Source organism: Variovorax sp. CAN15, assembly GCF_030462475.1.
Taxonomy (GTDB): Bacteria; Pseudomonadota; Gammaproteobacteria; order Burkholderiales; family Burkholderiaceae_C; genus Variovorax.
The window spans coordinates 67,025-86,821 of record NZ_JASMRZ010000016.1; the positions used below are offsets into that span (position 1 = coordinate 67,025).

Genomic DNA, 19,797 nt, shown 5'->3' on the forward strand with positions numbered 1-19,797 from the left:
GCTAGCCTTCCTGGCGCATGCGCAGCAGGTAGCCCACGCCGCGCAGCGTGATGATGGTCGCCTGGCTGGCTTCGAGCTTCTTGCGCAGCCGGTGGATGTAGATGTCCACCGCGTCGGCGCTGGGTTCGTCGTCGAGGCCGAAGATGGCGTCGAGCAGCGCCTGCTTCGACACCGTGCTGCCGGCCTTGAGCACCAGCGTCTCCAGCAGCGTGCGCTCGCGCGGCGGCAGCGCCAGCTCGTCGCCCGCCAGCGTGAATCGCCGCGTGCGCAGGTCGTAGTGCAGGTCGCCGCAGGCGACGTCGTTGGCCTTGCCCGGCATCTGCCGGCGCACCAGCACCTTGATGCGCGCCACCAGTTCGCGCGCCTCGAAGGGCTTCACCAGGTAGTCGTCGGCACCGATCTCCAGGCACAGAACCTTCTGGTCGAGCGAGGCGGTGGCGGTGAGGATGATGACGGGCACCGCGTCGCCGCGCTCGCGCAGCCGCCGCAGCACGGCCTTGCCCGACATGCCCGGGATGTTGAGGTCCAGCAGCACCACGTCGTAGCCGCCCTGCAGCAGCAGGCGGTCGGCCGCCTCGCCGTGGTCCACGTGGTCAACCACGAAGTCCTGCTCGCGCAACAGGCTGGAGAGCCAGTGCGCAAGTTGCGGGTTGTCTTCGACGAGCAGCAGCTTCATGGGGCGGGATGATGGCCGTGGATTCTAGGAAGCATGGCAGGCATCGCGCCGCCCTAGGGATAACCATGACGAATCGCGCATGTCGCCGAAAGCCGGCTGAAGGATGCGGATTCCTAGACTGGCCCCGTCCCGCGGCAGGCTTCAGTTGTCAGCTGCACGCGGATTGCCGATTCGATTCCAACACGGAGAGACACCATGTCCACCATGCCCGCTTCCCGCCGCACCCTGCTGGCCGCCGCCCTGTGCACCGCCCTCGCCGCCGCGGCCCCGCTCGCGCAGGCCGCCGATGCACCCATCACCATCATGGTGGGCGGCATCAACAAGATCATCTACCTGCCAGCCAAGCTCACCGAGGCGCTGGGCTACTTCAAGGACGAGGGACTGAACGTCGAGCTGCAGTCGCAGCCAGCCGGCGTGGACGCCGAGAACCAGCTGATCGCCGGCGCGGTGCAGGGCGTGGTGGGCTTCTACGACCACACGATCGACCTGCAGAGCAAGGGCAAGGAGATCGAGGCCATCGCCGTGTTCTGCAAGGTGCCGGGCGAAGTCGAGATGGTGTCGACCAAGGCCGCCGCCGCCGGCTTCAAGAGCATGGCCGACGCCAAGGGCGGCAAGACGCTGGGCGTGACGGGCCTGGGCTCGTCCACCGACTTCCTCACGCGCTACCTGGCCGACCGCGCCGGGGTGGCCTCGAAGGAATACTCGCTGCTGCCCGTGGGCGCCGGCAACACCTTCATCGCGGCGATGAAGCAGGACCGCATCCAGGCCGGCATGACCACCGAGCCCACCGTGTCGCAGATGCTCAAGACCGGCGACGCCAAGGTGCTGGTCGACCTGCGCACCGAGCCCGACACGGTGAAGGCGCTGGGCGGCCTCTACCCCGCGGCCAGCCTGTACGTGCAGAACACCTGGGCCGAATCGCACAAGGCCGAAGCCGGCAAACTGGCCCGCGCTTTCGCCCGCACCATGGAATACATCCACACCCACAGCGCCGAAGACATCGCCGAGAAGATGCCGCGCGACTACTACGGCAACGACAAGGCCCTGTACGTGGACGCGCTGAAGGCTTCGCTGCCGATGTTCACCGCCGACGCGAAGATGCCTGCCGGCGGGCCGGAGAACGTGCTGAAGGTGCTCGCCACCTACAAGCCGCTGGTGAAGAGCAAGAACATCGATCTGTCGAAGACATACAGCAACGCCTATCTGGCTGCGGCGGCGAAGTGAACATGCGCAACGGAATCCCTGCCGGCAGCACCGGCACCGCCGTGACGTCCGCGATCGACTTCGACGACGTCTCGCTGCGCTTCATCTCGCAGGACGGCAACGCCACCGTGGCGCTGCGCAACTTCAGCATGTCGGTGGCGCGCGGCGAGTTCGTCGCCATCGTCGGGCCCACGGGCTGCGGCAAGTCGACCACGCTGAACATGATCACCGGCCTGCTCAAGCCCACCGTGGGCGACGTGCGGGTGATGGGCCAGCCGGTGACGGGCATCGACCCGCGCATCGGCTTCGTGTTCCAGGCCGACGCGGTGTTTCCGTGGCGCAGCGTGGAAGACAACGTGGCGGCCGGCCCGATCTTCCGCGGCAAGCCGAAGAAGGAAGCGCTGGAGCTGGCGCAGCAGTGGATCCACCGCGTGGGCCTCGCCAAGTTCGGCAAGCACTACCCGCACCAGCTCTCCGGCGGCATGCGCAAGCGCGTGGCGCTGGCGCAGACCTTCATCAACAACCCCGAGATCCTGCTGATGGACGAGCCCTTCTCCGCGCTCGACATGCAGACCCGCACGCTGATGCAGGACGAGCTGCTGCAGCTGTGGTCGGGCAACGGCGGCAGCGTGGTGTTCGTCACGCACGACCTGGAAGAGGCCATTGCGCTGGCCGACCGTGTGTTCGTGCTGTCGGCGCGTCCCGCCACGCTCAAGCGCGTGTACGAGATCGACCTGCCGCGCCCGCGCGTGATGGCGCAGGTGCGCTACGACCCGCAGTTCATCGAACTCTCGCGGCACATCTGGGACGACCTGCGCGAGGAAGTGGTGATCCAGTGATGAACACCATGACGACAACAATCACGACCGACAAGAACATGACGCCCTCCTCCACCCCCACGGCGGCCGTGCTGCCCTCGTCGCTGAGCGACGCCGCGCTGGCGCGCGAATCCGAAATCGCGCAGGCGGCCATCCGCGGCCGGCGCCGCATGATCATCGCGCTGCGCCTGGTGGTGCTGGTCGTCGCGCTCGGCGGCTGGGAGCTCGCGGCGCGCCTGAAGTGGATCGACCCCTTCTTCTATTCGATGCCCTCGATGATCTACGACCAGCTCGTGGAGTGGATGCGCGACGGCACCGCCCAGGGCTCGCTGTGGATGCAGGTCGCGGTGACGCTGGAGGAAACGGTGATCGGCTTCCTCATCGGCTCGATCGCCGGCGTGATCTGCGGCATCGTGCTCGGGCGCAACAAGCTGCTGTCGGACGTGTTCAGCCTCTACATCCAGATCGCCAACTCGATCCCGCGCGTGGTGCTGGGCTCCATCTTCGTGATCGCGCTGGGCCTGGGCATGGCCTCGAAGGTGGCGCTGGCGGTGGTGATGGTGTTTTTCGTGGTCTTCGGCAATGCGTTCCAGGGTGTGCGCGAAGCCGACAAGTACATGATCGCCAACGCACAGATCCTCGGCGCCTCGCCGCGGCAGTTGACGATGTCGGTGGTGATCCCGTCGGCCATGTCGTGGATCCTGGCCAGCCTGCACGTGAGCTTCGGCTTCGCGCTGGTGGGTGCGGTGGTCGGCGAGTTCCTTGGCGCCAAGGAAGGCATCGGCCTGCTGATCTCCACCGCCCAGGGCGCCTTCAATGCCAGCGGCGTGTTCGCGGCGATGATCGTTCTCGCGGTGGTCGCGCTGGCGGCGGACTTCCTGCTGAGTTCGCTGGAGAAGCGCCTGCTGAAGTGGCGGCCCGCGGCGTTCTGAGCGCGACGCTTCCAGAAGACAACGGCGGGCATTGCCCGCCGTTTTCCATTTCCGGAGCCCGCCTTTCAGAACCGGTAGGCGCCGCTCAGCCCCACCGTCCAGTTGCGGCCCGGCGCCGGCTCGTAGTAGCGGCCGTTGCCTTCGTTGACGATCACCGAGCCCACATAGCGCCGGTCGAACAGGTTGTCGACGCGCGCGAAGGCGTTGAACTCCCAGCGCTCCCACTTCTTCAGGTAGCCCGCGTACACGGCCGCGACGGCATAGCCCGGCGCGCTCGCGGTGTTGGCGTCGTTGGCCTGGATGCGGCCCAGCGCGCGCATCTCGACGCCGGCGCGCCAGCCTTCGGGCGGCACCCATCCGAGCGACGCGAACAGCGACTGCCGCGCGATCCCGGGAATGCGGTTGCCCGCCGCCACCGTGTTCGCGGCGGCGCACGGCGATGGCGAACAGAAGGCATCGCGGTAGGTGGCGTCCAGCCATGTGTAGGCCAGCTGCGTGCGCCAGTGGTTCGCGGTCTCGTGCTGCCAGCCCAGCTCGAAGCCCTTGCGCCTGGTGCGGCCCGCGTTCTGGAAGGTCGCTCGGCCGCCGACGTTGGTGTCCGTCACGATCTCGTCGCGCGTGCGGGTCTGGAACAGCGCTGCCGTCAGCAGGCCGCCGGAAAGCCGCGCCTTGGCGCCGATCTCGATGCTGTCGTTCACCGAGGGGCGCAGCGCGAAGTTGAGGCCGCTGGCGCCGTTGGCGCGGTAGGAAAGCTCGTTCAGCGTCGGCGTCTCGAAGCCGCGGCCGATCGAGCCGTACAGCGCGAGGTCCGCCGTGGCCTGGTAGCGCAGCGAGGCCACGGGCAGGGTCTTGCTGTAGCGCGCGCTGCCGCTGTCGTCGCGGTTGGTGCCGACGACGTAGCGGTCTTGCGAATTGAAGTGCACGCTGCTGCGGCGCACGCCGGCTTCGAGCGTCCAGCGGTCGGTGAGGCGCCAGGTGGCCTGCGCGTAGGGATCGAGGTTCCAGGCCTCGTTGAGCTCGTTGCGCCGCAGCCGCCCCTGCACGCCGAGCACCGGCGCCGACACCGGCCCGAGGTAGTTTTCGTAGCCCCGGCGCTTTTCGCGCAGGCTGTCGTAGCCCAGGCCCGCGACGATGTCGAAGGGCCGTCCAGCCAGCGTGAGCGCGGCGTTCCAGCGCAGGTCGACGCCGCCGTACTGGCGCGAGAGATCGATCACGCCGCCCGCGTGCAGCGGGTTCTGCTGCGTCGACGGCGGAATCGACTGGAACTGCGTGGTCTTGCGCTGGCCCCCGTAGACCATGAGCCGCAGCCCCTGCGTGGCGTCGATGCGGTGTTCGTAGAGCAGGCCGGCCTGCGTCTGCTCGACCGTCTTGCGGGTGTCGTACTGCGTGGCCAGCGGCGCGTTGCGCGGCGCCAGGGCGTACTGGTCGGCGGTGAGGCCCAGCGGGTCCTGCGCAGCTATGCGCACGCTGTTGAACACCAGCGTCAGCTTGTCGCCGTTGTCCAGCGCGATGCCGAGCTTGCCGTTGGCGATGTCGCGCTTCGCGGCGCTGTGCTCGCGCCAGCCGTCGGTGTGGAAGCGGCTGGCGTCGAGCAGGTAGTCCACCGCTCCCTGCGATCCGCTGACCTGCAGCGACTGCCGCCAGGTGCCGAAGCTGCCGCCCGCGAGCGAATACGACAGGCGCGGCGGCCCCTCGCCCGAGGCGGTGAAGGCCTGCACCACGCCGCCCGAGGAGTTGCCGTAGAGCGCGGAGAACGGTCCGCGCAGCACCTCGATGCGGTCCAGCGAGCCGATGTCGATATTCGAGGTCTGGCCCTGGCCGTCGGGCAGGGTCGCGGGGATGCCGTCGACATACAGGCGCACGCCGCGCACGCCGAAGGTCGAGCGCGCGCCGAAGCCGCGGATGGACAGTTGCAGGTCCTGCGCGTAGTTCAGCCGGTTCTGCACCTGCAGGCCCGGCACCGCGCCCAGGCCTTCGGACAGGTTGACCTGCAGGCGGCTGTCGCGCATCTCGCTGCCGTCGACGCGGTCGACCGAGCCGGGCACGTTGAAGGGTGCGACCTCGCCGCGAGGCACCGTCACTGTGATCTCGCGCAGGCTCGCGCCACTGCTGCTGGCTGAGCCCAGGTCGATTTGGGGCAGATCCTGCTGCGCCCGCGCGGCCGGCGGCGCAGCGAGCAGAAGCAGGAGGCCGGCGGCGGCGAATGCGACGGGCGCGAGATTCTTCATCGCGCCGATTCTGCTTTGCCACGCCGGCCGAACGTGTCGCAGTGGCGCGACTCTCAGGGAAAACTAGGACTCGCTGGCCTTGTCTGCCGCCCGCCTGCACCAGCCATACCAGACGCACACCAGGCACGGAGTGCCCAGCGCGATCCAGGCCAGGACATCGCCCATGCCGCCGTCGCTGAAGAGCGCCGAGATCAGCCCGAAGGTGATGAGCACGCCCAGCACGACGGGCCAGCCCCACATGCGCCAGAAGCCGTGATGCTGCGGCTTCATGCCTGGCCCTTCAACGCCGCGGCCGGCTCGGGTTGCGCGACGCCGGCCGGTTCCGCCAGTTGCCGCTCTTCATGCGCCTTCGCCTTCTTCGACGCCGCAGGCGCGGTGTTGCCACGCTTGAGCCACAGGTACAGGCCACTGCCCAGCACGATGATGGTCGCGATGTCGAGCAGCGCCCAGATGATCTGCATCGGCATTCCGCCGTAATCGCCGAAGTGCAGCGGCTGCGACACCAGCAGCGCCCACAGGTACCAGGGCAGCTTGGGCGACGCCGTCACCTCCGCCGTCTTGGCATCCACCAGCACGGGCTGCAGCAGCTTCGACGTGAAGGGCTCGTTGCCGCGCAGGAAGAAGGTCGTGTGGTGCGGGCTGGAGAAGGACGTGCCCGGGAAGGCGATGAACGACAGCTTCATGCCCGGTGCGCGCTCCATCGCGACTTCCATCGAGCGTTGCACCGAGGCGCGCTCGTTCACCGCCACGACGGGCTCGTTCTTGTAGGGCGCGAGCAGCGCGCTGAGCTGGTCGTACTGCCAGTACTTGATGACGAGGTCGGCCCAGGTGTTGATCATGCCGGTGGCGCCCACCACGAACACCCACACCAGCGTGACGATGCCCAGCAGGTTGTGCAGGTCGAGCCACTTCAGGCGCGGACGCTTCTCGCGCCGCACAGTGCCGAATTCGAGCTTGCGCATGAAGGGCGAGTACAGCACCACGCCCGAGACGACGGCCACCAGCAGCAGCAGGCCCATGAAGCCGAGGAACAGCTTGCCCGGCAGCCCCGCGAAGAGGTCGACGTGCAGCTTGAACATCACGTACATGAAGCCCTCGTCGAACTTCGGCTGCGCGAGCACCTCGCCCGTGCGCGAATCGACCGCGACCGACTTGAAGTCGTCCGTGGGCGCCGGCGTGGGCGTGAGCGTGACGAACCACAGGCCGTCATCGTCCTCGGGCTGCGAGGCGAACTGCACCACGCGATCTGGGTGCCTGGCCTTCGCGACCTCGAGCACGCGGTCGAGGCTGATGTGCGGCGTGCCCGCCGGCATCTTCGGCGCCTCGACCTCGGTGCCCAGCAGGTGGCCGATCTCGTGGTGGAAGATCAGCGGCAGGCCGGTGAGGCACAGCAGCAGCATGAACACCGTGCACACGAGGCTGCTCCACTTGTGCACCCAGGCCCAGGTCTTGATCTTTCTGCTGTTCATGTCGAAGCTGTTCCGTCGGTGGGGAGGGCTCTAGAAGCGGTAGGTCGCGCTGGCGACGATGTTGCGGCGTGCGCCGTACCAGCAGTCGCCGCGCGCGAGGCAGGTGCTGAAGTAGGTCTTGTCGGTCGCGTTGTTGATGTTCAGGGCGTAGCGCCACCTGGCCGACTCGTAGGCGAGCATCAGGTCGAGCAGGGCGACCGACGGCACATACGGCCCCGCGCTGGCGCCATCGACGTCGCGGAAGCCGCTCATGTAGCGCACCCCGGCGCCGGCCGAGAAGCCCGGCACGCCCGCGATCGAGAAACGGTACTTGCCCCACACCGAAACCTGGTTGCGCGGCGTGTCGGTGAGCTTGTGGTCGACGTCGATGTAGGTGTAGTTGGCGATGAGGTCGAGATCGCGCGCCAGCGTGGTCTTGAGTTCGAACTCCACGCCCTTGTTCTTCGTCGCGTCGACCTGGCGGCCATAGTCCGGGTTGGTGCTGTCGAAGACGGTGCGGTTCTTTTCCTTCAGCGAATACACCGAGGCGGTGAAGCTCGTGGGCGAGCCCTGGGGCTGGTACTTGACGCCAGCTTCCACCTGCTCGCCGCGCAAGGGCTTGAAGAGCTTGCCGTCGAGGTCGGTACCCGCCTGCGGCGTGAAGGATTCGGTGTAGCTCAGGTACGGCGACCAGCCGGACGGCAGCGCGTACATCACACCCAGGCGGCGCGAGGTGGCGCTGGTCGTCTCCGAGACATTGCCCGCCGTGCCGGCCGTGCTGCGGTCGTAGCGCAGCCCGGCCACGAAGATCCAGTTGTTCCACTTCATCTGGTCCTGCACGTAGATGCCGGCGTTGCGTTGCGTGGTGCGGGGCCTGCGCGTCAGTTCGGTGACCGGCACGTAGCCGATGCCGTAGACCGGTGCGTAGGCATCGATGGAGCTGTAGACGGAACCCTCTGTCTTGTCCTGGCGCTGGCGCGAGTACTCGGCGCCCACGAGCAGCGTGTGGCGCACGGCGCCGGTGTCGAAATGGCCCTCGACGTGGTTGTCGATGCCGGACATGCTGGTCCAGGCCAGCGACTTGTCGTTGTAGCGGCCGAGCAGGCGCTGGCCCACCGGGTCGAGCGACCAGCCGCCAGGCAAGGAGAACGAATCGGCGTAGTGGTAGTGCGAGTCGTTGAAGGTGCGCGAGGCGCGGAAGTTCTGCCGGAAAGTCCACTGGTCGTCGAACTTGCGCTCGAACAGCCAGCCGAAGGTCTTGCGTTCGGTGTCGTAGCCGTCGCCGGGTTCGCCGATGAAGCGGCTCGACGGCAGCGGGCCGTTGACGTTCGGCAGGATCGTGCCCTGCCAGGGGAAGAACTGCGAGGTGCTGCCCGTCTTGTCCTTCTGCCAGAGGGCCTGCAGCGTCAGCGACGTGGCGGCGTTCGGCCGCCACGTGAGCGACGGCATGATGAGCGAGCGGTCGTCGGGAACGTAGTCCACCTGGGTGTCCGACTTGCGCTGCAGCGCCACCAGCCGGTACGACCAGTCGCCGTCCGCCGTCAGCGGGCCGGTCAGATCGGCCTGGACCTGCTTGCGGCCGAAGGAGCCGAGTTGCACGCCCACTTCGCGGTACGCCTCCCGCTGGGGCCGCTTGCTGACCATGTTGACCACGCCGCCCGCGGTGCCCGCTCCGAAGAGCATGCCCGAGGGCCCGCGCAGCACCTCGAGACGTTCCAGTGTGTAGGGGTCGGGCCGCGCGATGGCGGTGTACCAGCCGGAGGAGTAGGTCTGCAGTCCGTCGAGGTAGATGGTGGGGTCGCTGCCGCGCACGGAGAAGCTGTCCGAGCGGGAATCGATGCCGTAGGCGTCCGAACGTACGCCGGCGGCGTAGGTGAGCGCGTCCTGCAGGTTGGTCGCGCCCTGGTCGACCATCTGGTCGCGGGTGACCACTGTCACGGACTGGGGAGTTTCCGCGAGCGGCGTATCCGTCTTCGTGGCGGTGACCGCATTCTTCGCGCGGTAGCCGATCACCGGCGTGATCGCCGTTTCGGCTTCGACTCCCGCATCGACCCGCACTTCCGGCAGCGAAGCTGCATTCGTGGTCTGGGCCAGAACCTGATGCTGTGTGTAGATCGCCAGGCATCCCGCCAGCACCGATACGGCCTTGCGCCGCGCCACCAACCTCTTCATTCCCGCTCCGCTCTTCTACAAATTAATAAGAACGATTCGCATTTTATGCGTGACAAATTCCCGCTTCCCCGAATCACCGCCCTGCGCGAAGGGCGTTGCGTTGCGAAATTGCGTCTTTGGCGTGAAGGCGAACCGGCTACGATGCCGCCCGCACGCTCCCCTTGCGTTGGCGGCCTTCATGCTCAAGCTCATCGCCCTTCTGTTTCCCGCATTGCGCGGTCCGGCTCTGCGGCTGATGGCGCTCTTGGCGGCCGCCGCGCTCACCGGCTGCGCCGGGCTGCCGCCGCGCACGCCCGAACCGCCCACCCTGGCCATCGCGGCCTCGCCCGCCACCGAACTCGGCCGCGCGGCCATCAGCCTCAACAACCCGCCCGACGGCCTGAGCAGCATGCGGCCGCTGATCGAGGCCTCCTTCGCGCTCGATGCGCGGCTTGAGTTGATGCGGCGCGCGAGGTCGTCGCTCGACATCCAGACCTACCAGCTCGGCAACGACAAGACCGGCCGCCTGCTGCTGCGCGAGATGCGCAACGCCGCGCGCCGCGGCGTGCGCGTGCGGCTGCTGCTCGACGACTTCTACACGGCCGGCATGGACCGCCTCCTGCTCGGCCTCGCGGCCGAGCCCAATGCCGAGGTGCGGCTCTTCAATCCCTTCGTGAACGCCCGCGACCACTCCTCCGGGCGCTGGCTGGAGTTCTTCTCCGACTTCCGCCGGCTCAACCACCGCATGCACAACAAGCTGTTCGTGGCCGATGGCGCCATGGCCATCGCGGGCGGACGCAACCTCGCCGACGAGTATTTCCTGCGCAGCGACAGCGCTAACTTCATCGATTTCGAGCTGCTCCTGGCCGGCCCCGTGGTGCCCGAATCCGCCGCCATCTTCGACACCTACTGGAACAGCGACGTGGTCTACCCCCTGCAGCGGGTGGCCAGCAGCAGCCGCACGCCGCAAGCGCTGAAGGACGATTTCGAGGAAGCGACCTCTCCCGCCCACGCCCCGCCACCCAACCCGCTGCCGTTTTCCGACGTCCTCGGCGATCCGCCGCTGGGCGCCCAGCTCGCCGACATCGACGAAGCCAAGTGGATGCGCGCCGAAGCGCACGCCTCCGCCGACAGCCCCAACAAGGCGCTGGGCGTGATGGCCCATCCCGTCGAGCCGCTGGCGGAGCGCTTCCACGAGATGCTGGCGACGGCCCGTTCGAGCGTGGTGGTCATCTCGCCCTACTTCATTCCGGGCGACGAGGGCATGGAGCGCATCCGCATGGGCCGCGAGCAGGGCGTGAACATCACCGTCATCACCAACTCGCTGGCCGACAGCGACGAGCCGCTGGTCAACATCAACTACAACCGCTACCGCGTCGACATGCTCAAGCTCGGCGTGAACCTGTACGAGGTGAGCACCCAGCAGCTCAAGCGCAGCGACCAGTTCCGCACGCTGCTCAAGAAGGCGCGCGGGCGGCTGCACGCCAAGCTGGCTCTGGTCGACCGGCAATGGGTGCTGCTCGGCTCGATGAACCTCGACCCGCGCTCCGCCCGGCTGAACACCGAGTTCGGCGTGCGCGTGCGCAGCTTCGACCTGACGCAGGCGCTGCTCTACGCCTACCAGCTCGACGACATCGAGGGCGTCTACCGCGTCACGCTCAAGCCCGACGGCCAGAACGTGCAGTGGGTCGGCACCGGCGACGTCGACAACGAGGTGCTCGACAGCGAACCCGATTCGAGCATGCTGACCCGGCTGCAGCTGCTGCTGTTCTCCTGGTTCGTGCCGACCGACCAGCTGTAGATCAGCTGCTGCCGCGGTCCGGCCCCTCTGCGGGGGCCGCGGCGCCTTCCCCATGCAGGCCGATGATCAGCGAGCGCAGCCACGCGATCGCAGGGTCCTTGTGGAAGCGGCCGTGCCAGAACAGGTTGATCGCGATCTCCGGCAGCTTCGCCGGATGCCGCACGTAGGAAAGGCCGAACGGCCCCGCCAGGGCCTGCGCGAGCTTCTCCGGCACCGTCGCGACGAGGTCGGAGTCGTGCAGGATGTGCCCCACGGCCACGTAGTGCGGCACGGTGAGCACCACCTTGCGCGTGATCTTCTTGCGGTCAAGGAACTCGTCGGCGTTGCCGTGGCCCGTGCCCGCCGACACCACCACCACGTGGTCGGCGGCGGAGAAGTCGTCGAGCGAAACCTTCTTCCTGCCGGCGAGCGGATGGCCGCGCCTGAACATGCACACGTAGTTCTGCCTGAACAGCCTGCGCTGGAAGTACCCAGCCTTGAGTTGCGGCAGCAGGCCGATCGCGAGGTTGACGTGCCCCGCCTCCATCTCGTCCTGTAGGTTGACCGCGGTGTTGCGCACGGTGCTGAGCGACACGTGGGGCGCGACGCGCGCGATCTCCTTCATCAGCCTGGGCAGGAAATAGATCTCGCCGATGTCCGTCATGCCGACGGTGAAGGCGCGCTTCGACGTGGCCGGGTCGAACGACGCCTTCATGTTCATCGCCGCATGGATGACCTGCAGCGCCCGCGCGGTCGGCTCCGCGAGCTGCTGCGCATAGGGCGTGGGCTCCATGCCGTTGGGCGTGCGCAGGAAGAGCGGGTCGTCGGTGAGCTTGCGCAGCCGCGCGAGCGCGTTGCTCACGCCCGGCTGCGAGAGGCCCAGGCTGGTCGCCACCTTCGAGACCCTGCGGTCGACGAGCAGTTGCTGGAAGACGACCAGGAGGTTGAGATCGATGTCCTTCAGCTCCATCGGCAGCCTCTCACATTCTTGAGATCAATATGAACTATTGACAACATTCTATTGAGCGATGAAGGCAGAGTACCGATCATCGAAGCACCCACGAGAGACAGACGCCGCCCTCCTACGGTCGGCAAAGGAGACACAGGAATGGACGACACCGCATCGGCGGTCTTCCCCCAGAAGATCCACTGGGAGAGCCAGGGCACCAGCCGCATCCCCTTCATGGCCTACACCGAGGCCGACCTGCACCGCCAGGAGCTGGAGCGCTTTTTCTATCGCAACCACTGGAGCTACGTCGGCCTGGAGGCCGAGATTCCGGCGGTGGGCGACTTCAAGCGCACGGTGGTGGGCGAGCGCTCGGTGATCATGGTGCGCGACGCCGAAGACTCGATCAGCGTGGTCGAGAACGTGTGCGCCCACCGCGGCATGCAGTTCTGCCGCGAGCGCCACGGCAACCGCAAGGACGGCGGCTTCACCTGCCCCTATCACCAGTGGAACTACACGCTCGCAGGCGACCTGCAGGGCGTGCCCTTCCGCCGCGGCGTGAAGCAGGACGGCAAGGTCAACGGCGGCATGCCGGCCGACTTCAAGCCCGCCGAGCACGGCCTCAACAAGCTGAAGGTGGCAAGGCGCGGCGGCGTGGTCTTCGCGGCCTTCGATCCCGACATCGAATCGCTCGAAGACTTCATGGGCCCGGAGATCCTGGGCTACTTCGACCGGCTCTTCAACGGCCGCAAGCTCACCATCCTCGGCTACAACCGCCAGCGCATTCCGGGCAACTGGAAGCTCATGCAGGAGAACATCAAGGATCCGTACCACCCCGGCCTGCTGCACACCTGGTTCGTGACCTTCGGCCTCTGGCGCGCGGACAACAAGTCGGAGCTGAAGATGGACCGGCACCACCGCCACGCCGCCATGATTTCCACGCGCGGCGCGAGCGGCAAGGCCGAGCAGGTGACACAGGTGTCGAGCTTCAAGGAAAGCATGAAGCTCAACGACGACCGCTTCCTCGACATCGTGCCCGAGCCCTGGTGGGGCGGCCGGACGGCGGTGATGATGACGCTCTTTCCGAGCGTGATCCTGCAGCAGCAGGTCAACAGCGTCTCGACGCGGCACATACAGCCCAGCGGCCCCGGCGCCTTCGACTTCGTGTGGACGCACTTCGGCTTCGAGGACGACACGGCGGAGATGACGCAGCGCCGCCTGCGCCAGGCCAACCTCTTCGGCCCCGCGGGCTTCGTGTCGGCCGACGACGGCGAGGTGATCGAGCTCTYGCAGAAGGGCTTCGAACAGAAGCCCTTCCACCGCACGCTCGCCGAACTCGGCGGCCGCGAGGTCGGCGACACGGACCACATGGTCACCGAGACGCTGATCCGCGGCATGTACGAGTACTGGCGCAAGGTGATGGAGGCTTGAGCGATGGACTTCCAGGACTACTTCGAGCTCTCCCAGCTCTACGCCCGCTACGCCCAGGCCGTGAGCTCCAGCCAGTGGGAACTCTGGCCCGAGTTCTTCACGGAAGACTGCGTCTACCGCCTGCAGCCGCGCGAGAACCACGACCGCGGCTTTCCGCTCGCCACGCTCTCCTTCGAGAGCAAGGGCATGCTGAAGGACCGCGTCTACGGCATCCGCGAGACCCTGTTCCACGACCCGTACTACCAGCGCCACGTGGTGGGCGCGCCGGTGGTGCTGAAGACCGTGCCGGGGCGCATCGAGTCGGAGGCCAACTACGCCGTCTTCCGCACCAAGCTCTCGGAGCTTTCGACCGTCTTCAGCGTCGGCCGCTACATCGACGTGGTGGTGCGCACCGAGGAGGGCCTGAAGTTCGCCTCGCGCCAGGTCATCTACGACAGCGAAATGATCCCGAACTCCGTCATCTATCCGATCTGAGGACCGCCATGAGTGACTTGCAATGGACCGACGCCGCCGCGCTGGACGACGTACCGGCGGACGACGTGATCGCCGTCCTGTTGGGAGGGAATGAGGTCGCGCTCTACAGCGTCGAGGGCAATGTCTACGCCACCGACAACATCTGCACGCACGGGCATGCCCGCCTTTGCGAAGGCTTCCTGGAAGGCCACGAGATCGAGTGCCCGCTGCACCAGGGCAAGTTCGACGTGCGCAACGGCGCGCCCACCTGCGCTCCGGTGACGCAAGCGATCCGCTCCTACCCCGTGAAGATCGAGGGCGGGCGGGTGTTCCTCTCGCTGGCCTGATCGGCACCCGGACGCTCCATGAGCACGGAAGACAGAACGATCGCCATCGTCGGCGCCGGCCAGGCCGGCGGATGGGCGGCGCAGACGCTGCGCAGCGAAGGCTTCGGCGGCAGGATCGTGCTGATCGGCGACGAGGCGCATCGCCCTTACGAGCGCCCTCCCCTGTCGAAATCGGTGCTCGCCGGAGAGGCTCTTGCGGAGACGACCAGCCTCCAGAAGCCCGAAGCCTTCGATGCACTGAACGTCGACTGGCGCCCGCGCATGAGCGCTACGCGCATCGACAGGGCGTCGAAGCAACTGCACCTGAGCGGCGGCGACGTCGTCGGATACGACAAGCTGATCCTGTGCACCGGAGGCCGCGCGCGGCGGCTGCGCATTCCCGGATCGGAGCTGCCCGGCATCTTCACGCTGCGCAGCATTGACGATGCCGCCGCGCTCGGTGCCGCGCTTGCGCCGGGCAAGCGGCTGCTGGTCGTCGGCGGCGGATGGATCGGGCTCGAGGTGGCGGCGACCGCCCGCAGGAAAGGGCTGGACGTCACTGTCGTGGAAGCGATGCATCGTCTCTGCGAGCGCACCGTGCCGCCGGAAATCTCCGCTTACCTGCTGAGGCTCCACGCGTCGCACGGCGTTCGCGTCGAACTTGGCACGGGCATCGAGCGCCTCGCGCAAGGAGCGAACGATGCCGGCCTGCTCGCAACGCTGGTCGACGGGCGAACGCTGGCCTGCGACGTGGTGCTGGCCGGCATCGGCCTGGTTGCGAACGACGAACTCGCGCGCGAGGCGGGTCTGCAATGCGAAGGCGGCATCGTGGTCGACCCGCAATGCCGCAGCTGCGACCCCGACATCCTCGCCGCGGGCGACGTCGCCGTGTGGCACTGCGAACGCGCCGGCCGCCGCATGCGGCTGGAATCGTGGCAGAACGCGCAGGAGCAAGGCATCGCGGCTGCGCGCTCCGCGCTTGGCATCGAGGTGAGCCACCAGCCGCTGCCGTGGTTCTGGTCCGACCAGTACGGCATCAACCTGCAGATATTCGGCATGCCGGCGCCGGAGCACCGGGCCGTGGTGCGCGGCGACATGCAGAGCGACAGCTTCGTCGTGTTCTTTCTCGATGTCGGCAAGGTCGCCGCCGCGCTGGGGCCGAACGCGGCGCGCGATCTGCGGTTTGCGCGGCGGCTGATCGAGCGCGGCACGAATGTCGATGCAAGCCAGCTCGCCGATCCGCAGGTGCCGCTGTCGAAGCTCTGAGCGGCGCGAACCGCGCGACTTCGTTCGCGGCCGAAGGGCGCTACTTCAACGCAGCGCCGCCTCGCGCCAGGTACTGCGCCGACAGGCGCGCGAACTGGCCTCCGTCCGTGCTGATCGAGGTCTGGTGGCTGCCGCCCGCGCTGAAGACGATCCCGATGGTGTGCATGTCGCCGTATTCCTGGGTGTTGGTCAGCATGTAGTCGACGTGGTTGTCGCGGTAGTGCTGGTCGGTGCCGCCGGGCGTATCGGAAGGCACGCCCATCGGCGTCTGCCACCACAGGATCGGCAGGCCGTTGCCGAGCGCCGTGCGGTAGTCCGAATACTGCTTCTGGTTGTCGTGGAAGTTGGGGCTGGTCTGGTTGGTTGCGTCCCAGTAGAACGGGGCGCTTCCGTTCTGGCATTCCGAGGGCCTCGATGCCGCCTCCCGGCAGCCCGCATCGCGGTCGCTGGTCTGGGCGACGATGAAGTCCGCCTGGTTCGCGCCGGCGGCTTGCATCATGGCGGCGACCTCGACTGGAGTGCCGTTCCAGAAAGCGGGCGGAAACCCGATCAGCGCCTTGGGCGCGACCTTGCGGCCCATCTGCACGAAGCACTGGCCGAGGCCCGCGACGGTGTCGGGCAACGTGGCGCATTCCGGCTGGCCGCTCACGGCGGCAGCCATCTTCGTCAGGTCGCGGCCGGGCGCCTGCGACGCGGCGAAGCCCCAGAAGTCCGGCTCCACGTTGACGAGGGCAGGCTTGCCCCATTCCGCGATGCGCTGGTACATCAGGCGGACCTGGCCCCAGTACTTGTTCATGAAAGTCGCATCGCTGATGCCGCTGAGGTTGCCCTCGCCGTTCGCCGTCATCTGGTAGAGCGTGAACATGGGCACCGCGCCATAGGCATCGGCAGCCTGTGCGGTGAAGGTGACATAGGCACCATCGGGGCTGTTCCAGGTGGGCCACGCGCCCGAGCCGACGCCCACGAGGTAACGCTCCACGATGTCGGGGTGGATGTCCTGGCTCTTCATGTCGTCGATGGAGGTCGCTCCCAGGCCGAACAGCACACGGGAGGGTTTGCCGAGCTTGTTGGCCAGGGCGACGGTGGCCGGCACTGTCGCGGAGCCGCCGCTCGTGCCTCCATTGCCGTCCTGGGTGCCCTGAGTGCCGCTGCCGCCCGCCTGGCCACCGTTGTTCTGCCCGCCGCTGCCGGCCTGGCCCGTCGGGCTGCCGATCAGCGGAATGCCGGCCCCTCCACCGCCGCCACCGCCTCCGCCACAGCCGAAGAGCAGCAGCGAGGCCATCAGCGCGGAAACGCATCGTCGAGAAAGAATGTCCATGAGAGAAATCCGAAAGGTCGAAGTCAAGAAAGCCCCGGCGCGCCCGTGCATGCGCGCGCCGGTTCGGGTTCAGGGTGGTCCGGGCAGCGCCGCTGCCCGATGGCGCTCAGCGGGCGAGGTCCGCGATGAAGGCCGCGTCCTGCGCGCCGCTGTAGATGCGGAAGTCCTGCATGCGGCCCTTGAAGTACGGGTCGCCGCCGTACTGGGAGCGGCCCAGCCAGGTCTGCGTGGTGCGGCCAAGCTGGAAGGGATTGATCCAGATGCCGTCGGCGGTAGCGACCTGCGTGCCGTCCACGTAGAGCGTGCCCACGGTGCCTGAAAGCGTGACCGCCACATGCACCCAGCGCCCGGTGGGCAGCACGTCGGTCGTCACGGACTCCTCGTTCCAGAACTGGTTGCGCGAGCCGGAGAAGCGCAGCGCGCCCTTGCCATCGCGAGGGATCAACGAGATGTAGGCCACGTCGTTGGAGCCGAAGTCGAAGATGCGCGCATTGACCACCGAGGCATCCCAGTAGACCCACACAGCCGCGGTGAAATCGCCCAGGGCCGACACGGCCCCGTCGGGCAACTGGACGTGACCGCTGCGGCCGTCGAGCTGCAAGGCGCTTCCGCCGTTGCGCCCTTCGCCCCAGCTCGTTCCGCCCTTCAGCTGCGCGTTCAGGCCACGGCCGCTGGCGTCGTTGGCATCGCCGCTGAGCGGCAGGTGCAGCCACAGCTCGCCGGGTACCGCTACGCGCAAGGTGTCCGCGCCGGTCATCTCTCCAGCGTCGGTCGCCGCGTCGATACGGTAGTACCAGGTGCCCTGGCCGGGATCGTCGGTATAGGTGCGCGGTTCGGTGACCGGCGCGAGGGTCGTGAACAAACCATTCGGCGAATCCGCCCGCTGAACGAGGTACTGGGAGGCGCCTGCGGTGCCCCACCATGACAGCTGCACCTTTCCATTGCTCAGGAATGCGCTCAAGCCGCTGGGCTTGGCGGCGGGGACCGGATCGCGCGCGTAGAGCAGCGTGCCCAGGCCCGGCTGGTCGCCGCCGTCGACGCGCTCGGGACGAAATTTGTCGACCATCGCCTTGGTCCACGGAGCGGAGAGACCCTTGCGGTTCACGTAGTGGTTGTAGATCAGTTCCCAGCAAGGCCGGCCGCTGCCGGTGCCCGCCGCAGCGGTAGCAGGTCCGAAGACACCGTTGTAAGGAGCGAACGGCATCGTGAACAGGGCATTGCCGCTGGCATCCGTCAGGTTCGTCTTGGCCACGTACTCCGCACCGGCCAGCAGCCGGTTGTTCCAGTAGCCGTAGAGGTCCTCGCCCTGGTGCCAGGCCATTTCGCAGAGCATCCCGGCCAGCGAGATGCCGAGGGTGGAGTGGCCCTGGTCGCGGTGGCTCTCCTGCCATTGCCCGAGGTAACCGGGGTGCACGTAGTAGACGCTGCCGGCACTCGTGCCGTTGCCGCGGCCGGTTTTGTAGTAGTTGCTTGCCTCGGCGACCAGGTCGGGCCGGTCGCAGAACACGCCGATCGCGTAGACGGCGCAGATGTTGGCCAGGTCCCAGTTGGCCCAGTAGTGGGTGACCTTTCTTGTTTCGCTGCCGTTGTGGTTGACCAGGAAATCATGGGCCTTCGGGTAGAACACGTTCAGCAGCATGGCCTGGAAGCGCGCGATGTCTTCTTTTGCCCAGCCGGGGTAGGTCCGCATCAGTTCCGCTGCGTTGGCCCACTGGTTGCCGTAGAGGCCCGAGGCGAGGTAGACGTTCGAGTTGCCACCCAACTCGGTCAAGGTCGACGACCATGCATTGAGGAACTCCACCGCCTTCTTCGCGTAGCTCTCGTCGTTCGAGATCTTCCAGCGCAGTGCGAGATGAAGGGCGCGCACCATGTCGTTGACCATCTGGCCGAAGTTCTGGCCATCGACGCCGCGCGTCACCAGCGCCACGGGGCGCGGCTTCGCATCGAGGGCGGTGCTGTTCGTCTTGAGCATCATGTTCAAGCCGCCCACCCAGGGCTCCGCCTTGGCGGCCAGCTTGTCGCGGATGCGCTGGAGATCGTCTTCAGTGACCAGCAGGCCCGGGTGCACGATCTTGCGCACTGCGGGCTCGGGGGTCGTCGGCTCGGCCGCGGGCGTTTCAGGGGTACCTGGGGCAGGGGTGGAGTCGACACCGGCGAGCGCAGCAGGTGTCTGCTGCGACGGCGCCTGCTGCGCGGTACCACCACCTATCGGCGCGAAGCTGCTGCCCCCGCTTCCTCCGCCGCAGGCTGTGGTGCCCAGCGCCAGGGCGCCTGCGGTACCGAGGAAGAAAGTTCGTCGATCCAGCAGGTTGGCGTTGGCTTTCTTCTCATCGCTCATGGGTGTGTCATTTCTCTTGAATATGTAAAGAAGTGATTCCGCAATCTGCGTGCCATCCGTCTCGATCGCTGGCTGCAATCAAATCGGTAAAACCGATGGATACATTGCACGCATCGCGAGCGACGTGTAACGGCAGCGAGTGACATTCGTTGTCACATCCGATGCGCGGCAACGCCACTGAATGTCATCGCCCGCTGCCTTGCGCGCAGGTGTTCGACAGACACGACCAGCGCGTCGCCGTGCAGCACGCGGACGCGGGTCCGCACGGCAACGCACGGCTGCCGCACTACGCACCTCGAGTCGCATCGCAAGCTTGCAGCTCGATCAGGTTGCGGAGTTCACTCCCACGTTCGGGCAAGGCTCGACTCGCGTCGGCACCTGCTGCCTGAGGAAAGAACCGATCCCGAAGTTGGACCGGACTGACTGGAGGGAACCTCCATCGGGCGCCTAGTGTGGCCCACAAGATGAAGAAATCGCGCGCCG

General features: G+C 67.3%; 16 protein-coding genes. 8 read left to right on the forward strand and 8 right to left on the reverse strand.

Annotation, left to right across the window (positions count from 1 at the left end; translation table 11 throughout):
- Window position 1: 1 nt before the first annotated feature.
- Window positions 2–676, reverse strand: a complete 675-nt coding sequence (locus QMO14_RS13740; protein WP_301507762.1) for a response regulator transcription factor — start codon at window positions 674–676, stop codon at window positions 2–4.
- 204 nt (window positions 677–880) lie between these two features.
- Here QMO14_RS13740 and QMO14_RS13745 point away from each other — a divergent pair, with 204 nt between their 5' ends.
- Genes QMO14_RS13745 through QMO14_RS13755 form a run of 3 tightly spaced genes read left to right on the forward strand, consistent with a single transcriptional unit; the run spans window position 881 to window position 3,629 of the window.
- Window positions 881–1,900: an ABC transporter substrate-binding protein gene (locus tag QMO14_RS13745; RefSeq protein ID WP_301507789.1), complete on the forward strand. Its 1,020-nt coding sequence runs from the start codon at window positions 881–883 to the stop codon at window positions 1,898–1,900.
- Between the two features lie 2 nt (window positions 1,901–1,902).
- Entirely contained in the window at window positions 1,903–2,718 is an 816-nt protein-coding gene (locus QMO14_RS13750; RefSeq protein ID WP_301507763.1) for an ABC transporter ATP-binding protein, read from the forward strand.
- A gap of 38 nt (window positions 2,719–2,756) precedes the next feature.
- Complete coding sequence (locus QMO14_RS13755; RefSeq protein ID WP_301507790.1) at window positions 2,757–3,629, forward strand: ABC transporter permease; 873 nt, start codon at window positions 2,757–2,759, stop codon at window positions 3,627–3,629.
- Between the two features lie 65 nt (window positions 3,630–3,694).
- Here the strand turns inward: QMO14_RS13755 and QMO14_RS13760 are convergent, their stop codons facing one another.
- From QMO14_RS13760 to QMO14_RS13775, 4 genes are all read right to left on the reverse strand, one after another.
- Window positions 3,695–5,857, reverse strand: a complete 2,163-nt coding sequence (locus QMO14_RS13760; RefSeq protein WP_301507764.1) for a TonB-dependent receptor — start codon at window positions 5,855–5,857, stop codon at window positions 3,695–3,697.
- A 63-nt stretch (window positions 5,858–5,920) separates the two neighbouring features.
- On the reverse strand, window positions 5,921–6,127 hold the full coding sequence (locus QMO14_RS13765; protein WP_301507765.1) for a hypothetical protein: 207 nt from the start codon (window positions 6,125–6,127) through the stop codon (window positions 5,921–5,923).
- Window positions 6,124–7,326: a PepSY domain-containing protein gene (locus tag QMO14_RS13770; protein WP_301507766.1), complete on the reverse strand. Its 1,203-nt coding sequence runs from the start codon at window positions 7,324–7,326 to the stop codon at window positions 6,124–6,126. The genes QMO14_RS13765 and QMO14_RS13770 overlap by 4 nt, the downstream gene beginning before the upstream one ends.
- 30 nt (window positions 7,327–7,356) lie before the next feature.
- Window positions 7,357–9,477, reverse strand: coding sequence for a TonB-dependent siderophore receptor (locus QMO14_RS13775; RefSeq protein ID WP_301507767.1), 2,121 nt, complete (start codon window positions 9,475–9,477; stop codon window positions 7,357–7,359).
- Window positions 9,478–9,655: 178 nt separating this feature from the next.
- On the opposite strand from QMO14_RS13775, the gene QMO14_RS13780 reads away from it, so the two are divergent.
- Window positions 9,656–11,257, forward strand: coding sequence for a phospholipase D family protein (locus tag QMO14_RS13780; protein ID WP_301507768.1), 1,602 nt, complete (start codon window positions 9,656–9,658; stop codon window positions 11,255–11,257).
- A 1-nt stretch (window position 11,258) separates the two neighbouring features.
- On the opposite strand, the gene QMO14_RS13785 is transcribed toward QMO14_RS13780, so the two are convergent.
- Entirely contained in the window at window positions 11,259–12,206 is a 948-nt protein-coding gene (locus QMO14_RS13785) for a LysR family transcriptional regulator (RefSeq protein WP_301507769.1), read from the reverse strand.
- Between the two features lie 138 nt (window positions 12,207–12,344).
- Between QMO14_RS13785 and QMO14_RS13790 the strand changes: the two genes are divergently transcribed.
- Genes QMO14_RS13790 through QMO14_RS13805 form a run of 4 tightly spaced genes read left to right on the forward strand, consistent with a single transcriptional unit; the run spans window position 12,345 to window position 15,658 of the window.
- Entirely contained in the window at window positions 12,345–13,613 is a 1,269-nt protein-coding gene (locus tag QMO14_RS13790) for an aromatic ring-hydroxylating dioxygenase subunit alpha (protein ID WP_301507770.1), read from the forward strand.
- A gap of 3 nt (window positions 13,614–13,616) precedes the next feature.
- Window positions 13,617–14,087 (forward strand): aromatic-ring-hydroxylating dioxygenase subunit beta, encoded by a 471-nt coding sequence (locus tag QMO14_RS13795; RefSeq protein WP_301507771.1) that lies wholly within the window; start codon window positions 13,617–13,619, stop codon window positions 14,085–14,087.
- Window positions 14,088–14,095: 8 nt separating this feature from the next.
- The gene (locus tag QMO14_RS13800; RefSeq protein WP_301507772.1) at window positions 14,096–14,413 is read left to right on the forward strand and encodes a non-heme iron oxygenase ferredoxin subunit; all 318 of its coding nucleotides are present in this window, start codon (window positions 14,096–14,098) and stop codon (window positions 14,411–14,413) included.
- An 18-nt stretch (window positions 14,414–14,431) separates the two neighbouring features.
- Window positions 14,432–15,658, forward strand: coding sequence for an NAD(P)/FAD-dependent oxidoreductase (locus QMO14_RS13805; RefSeq protein WP_301507773.1), 1,227 nt, complete (start codon window positions 14,432–14,434; stop codon window positions 15,656–15,658).
- A gap of 40 nt (window positions 15,659–15,698) precedes the next feature.
- On the opposite strand, the gene QMO14_RS13810 is transcribed toward QMO14_RS13805, so the two are convergent.
- Entirely contained in the window at window positions 15,699–16,976 is a 1,278-nt protein-coding gene (locus QMO14_RS13810; protein WP_301507774.1) for a hypothetical protein, read from the reverse strand.
- A gap of 106 nt (window positions 16,977–17,082) precedes the next feature.
- Window positions 17,083–19,314 carry a LamG-like jellyroll fold domain-containing protein gene (locus QMO14_RS13815; protein ID WP_301507775.1) on the reverse strand — a complete coding sequence of 744 codons (2,232 nt, stop codon included), beginning with the start codon at window positions 19,312–19,314 and terminating at the stop codon, window positions 17,083–17,085.
- Between the last annotated feature and the right edge of the window lie 483 nt (window positions 19,315–19,797).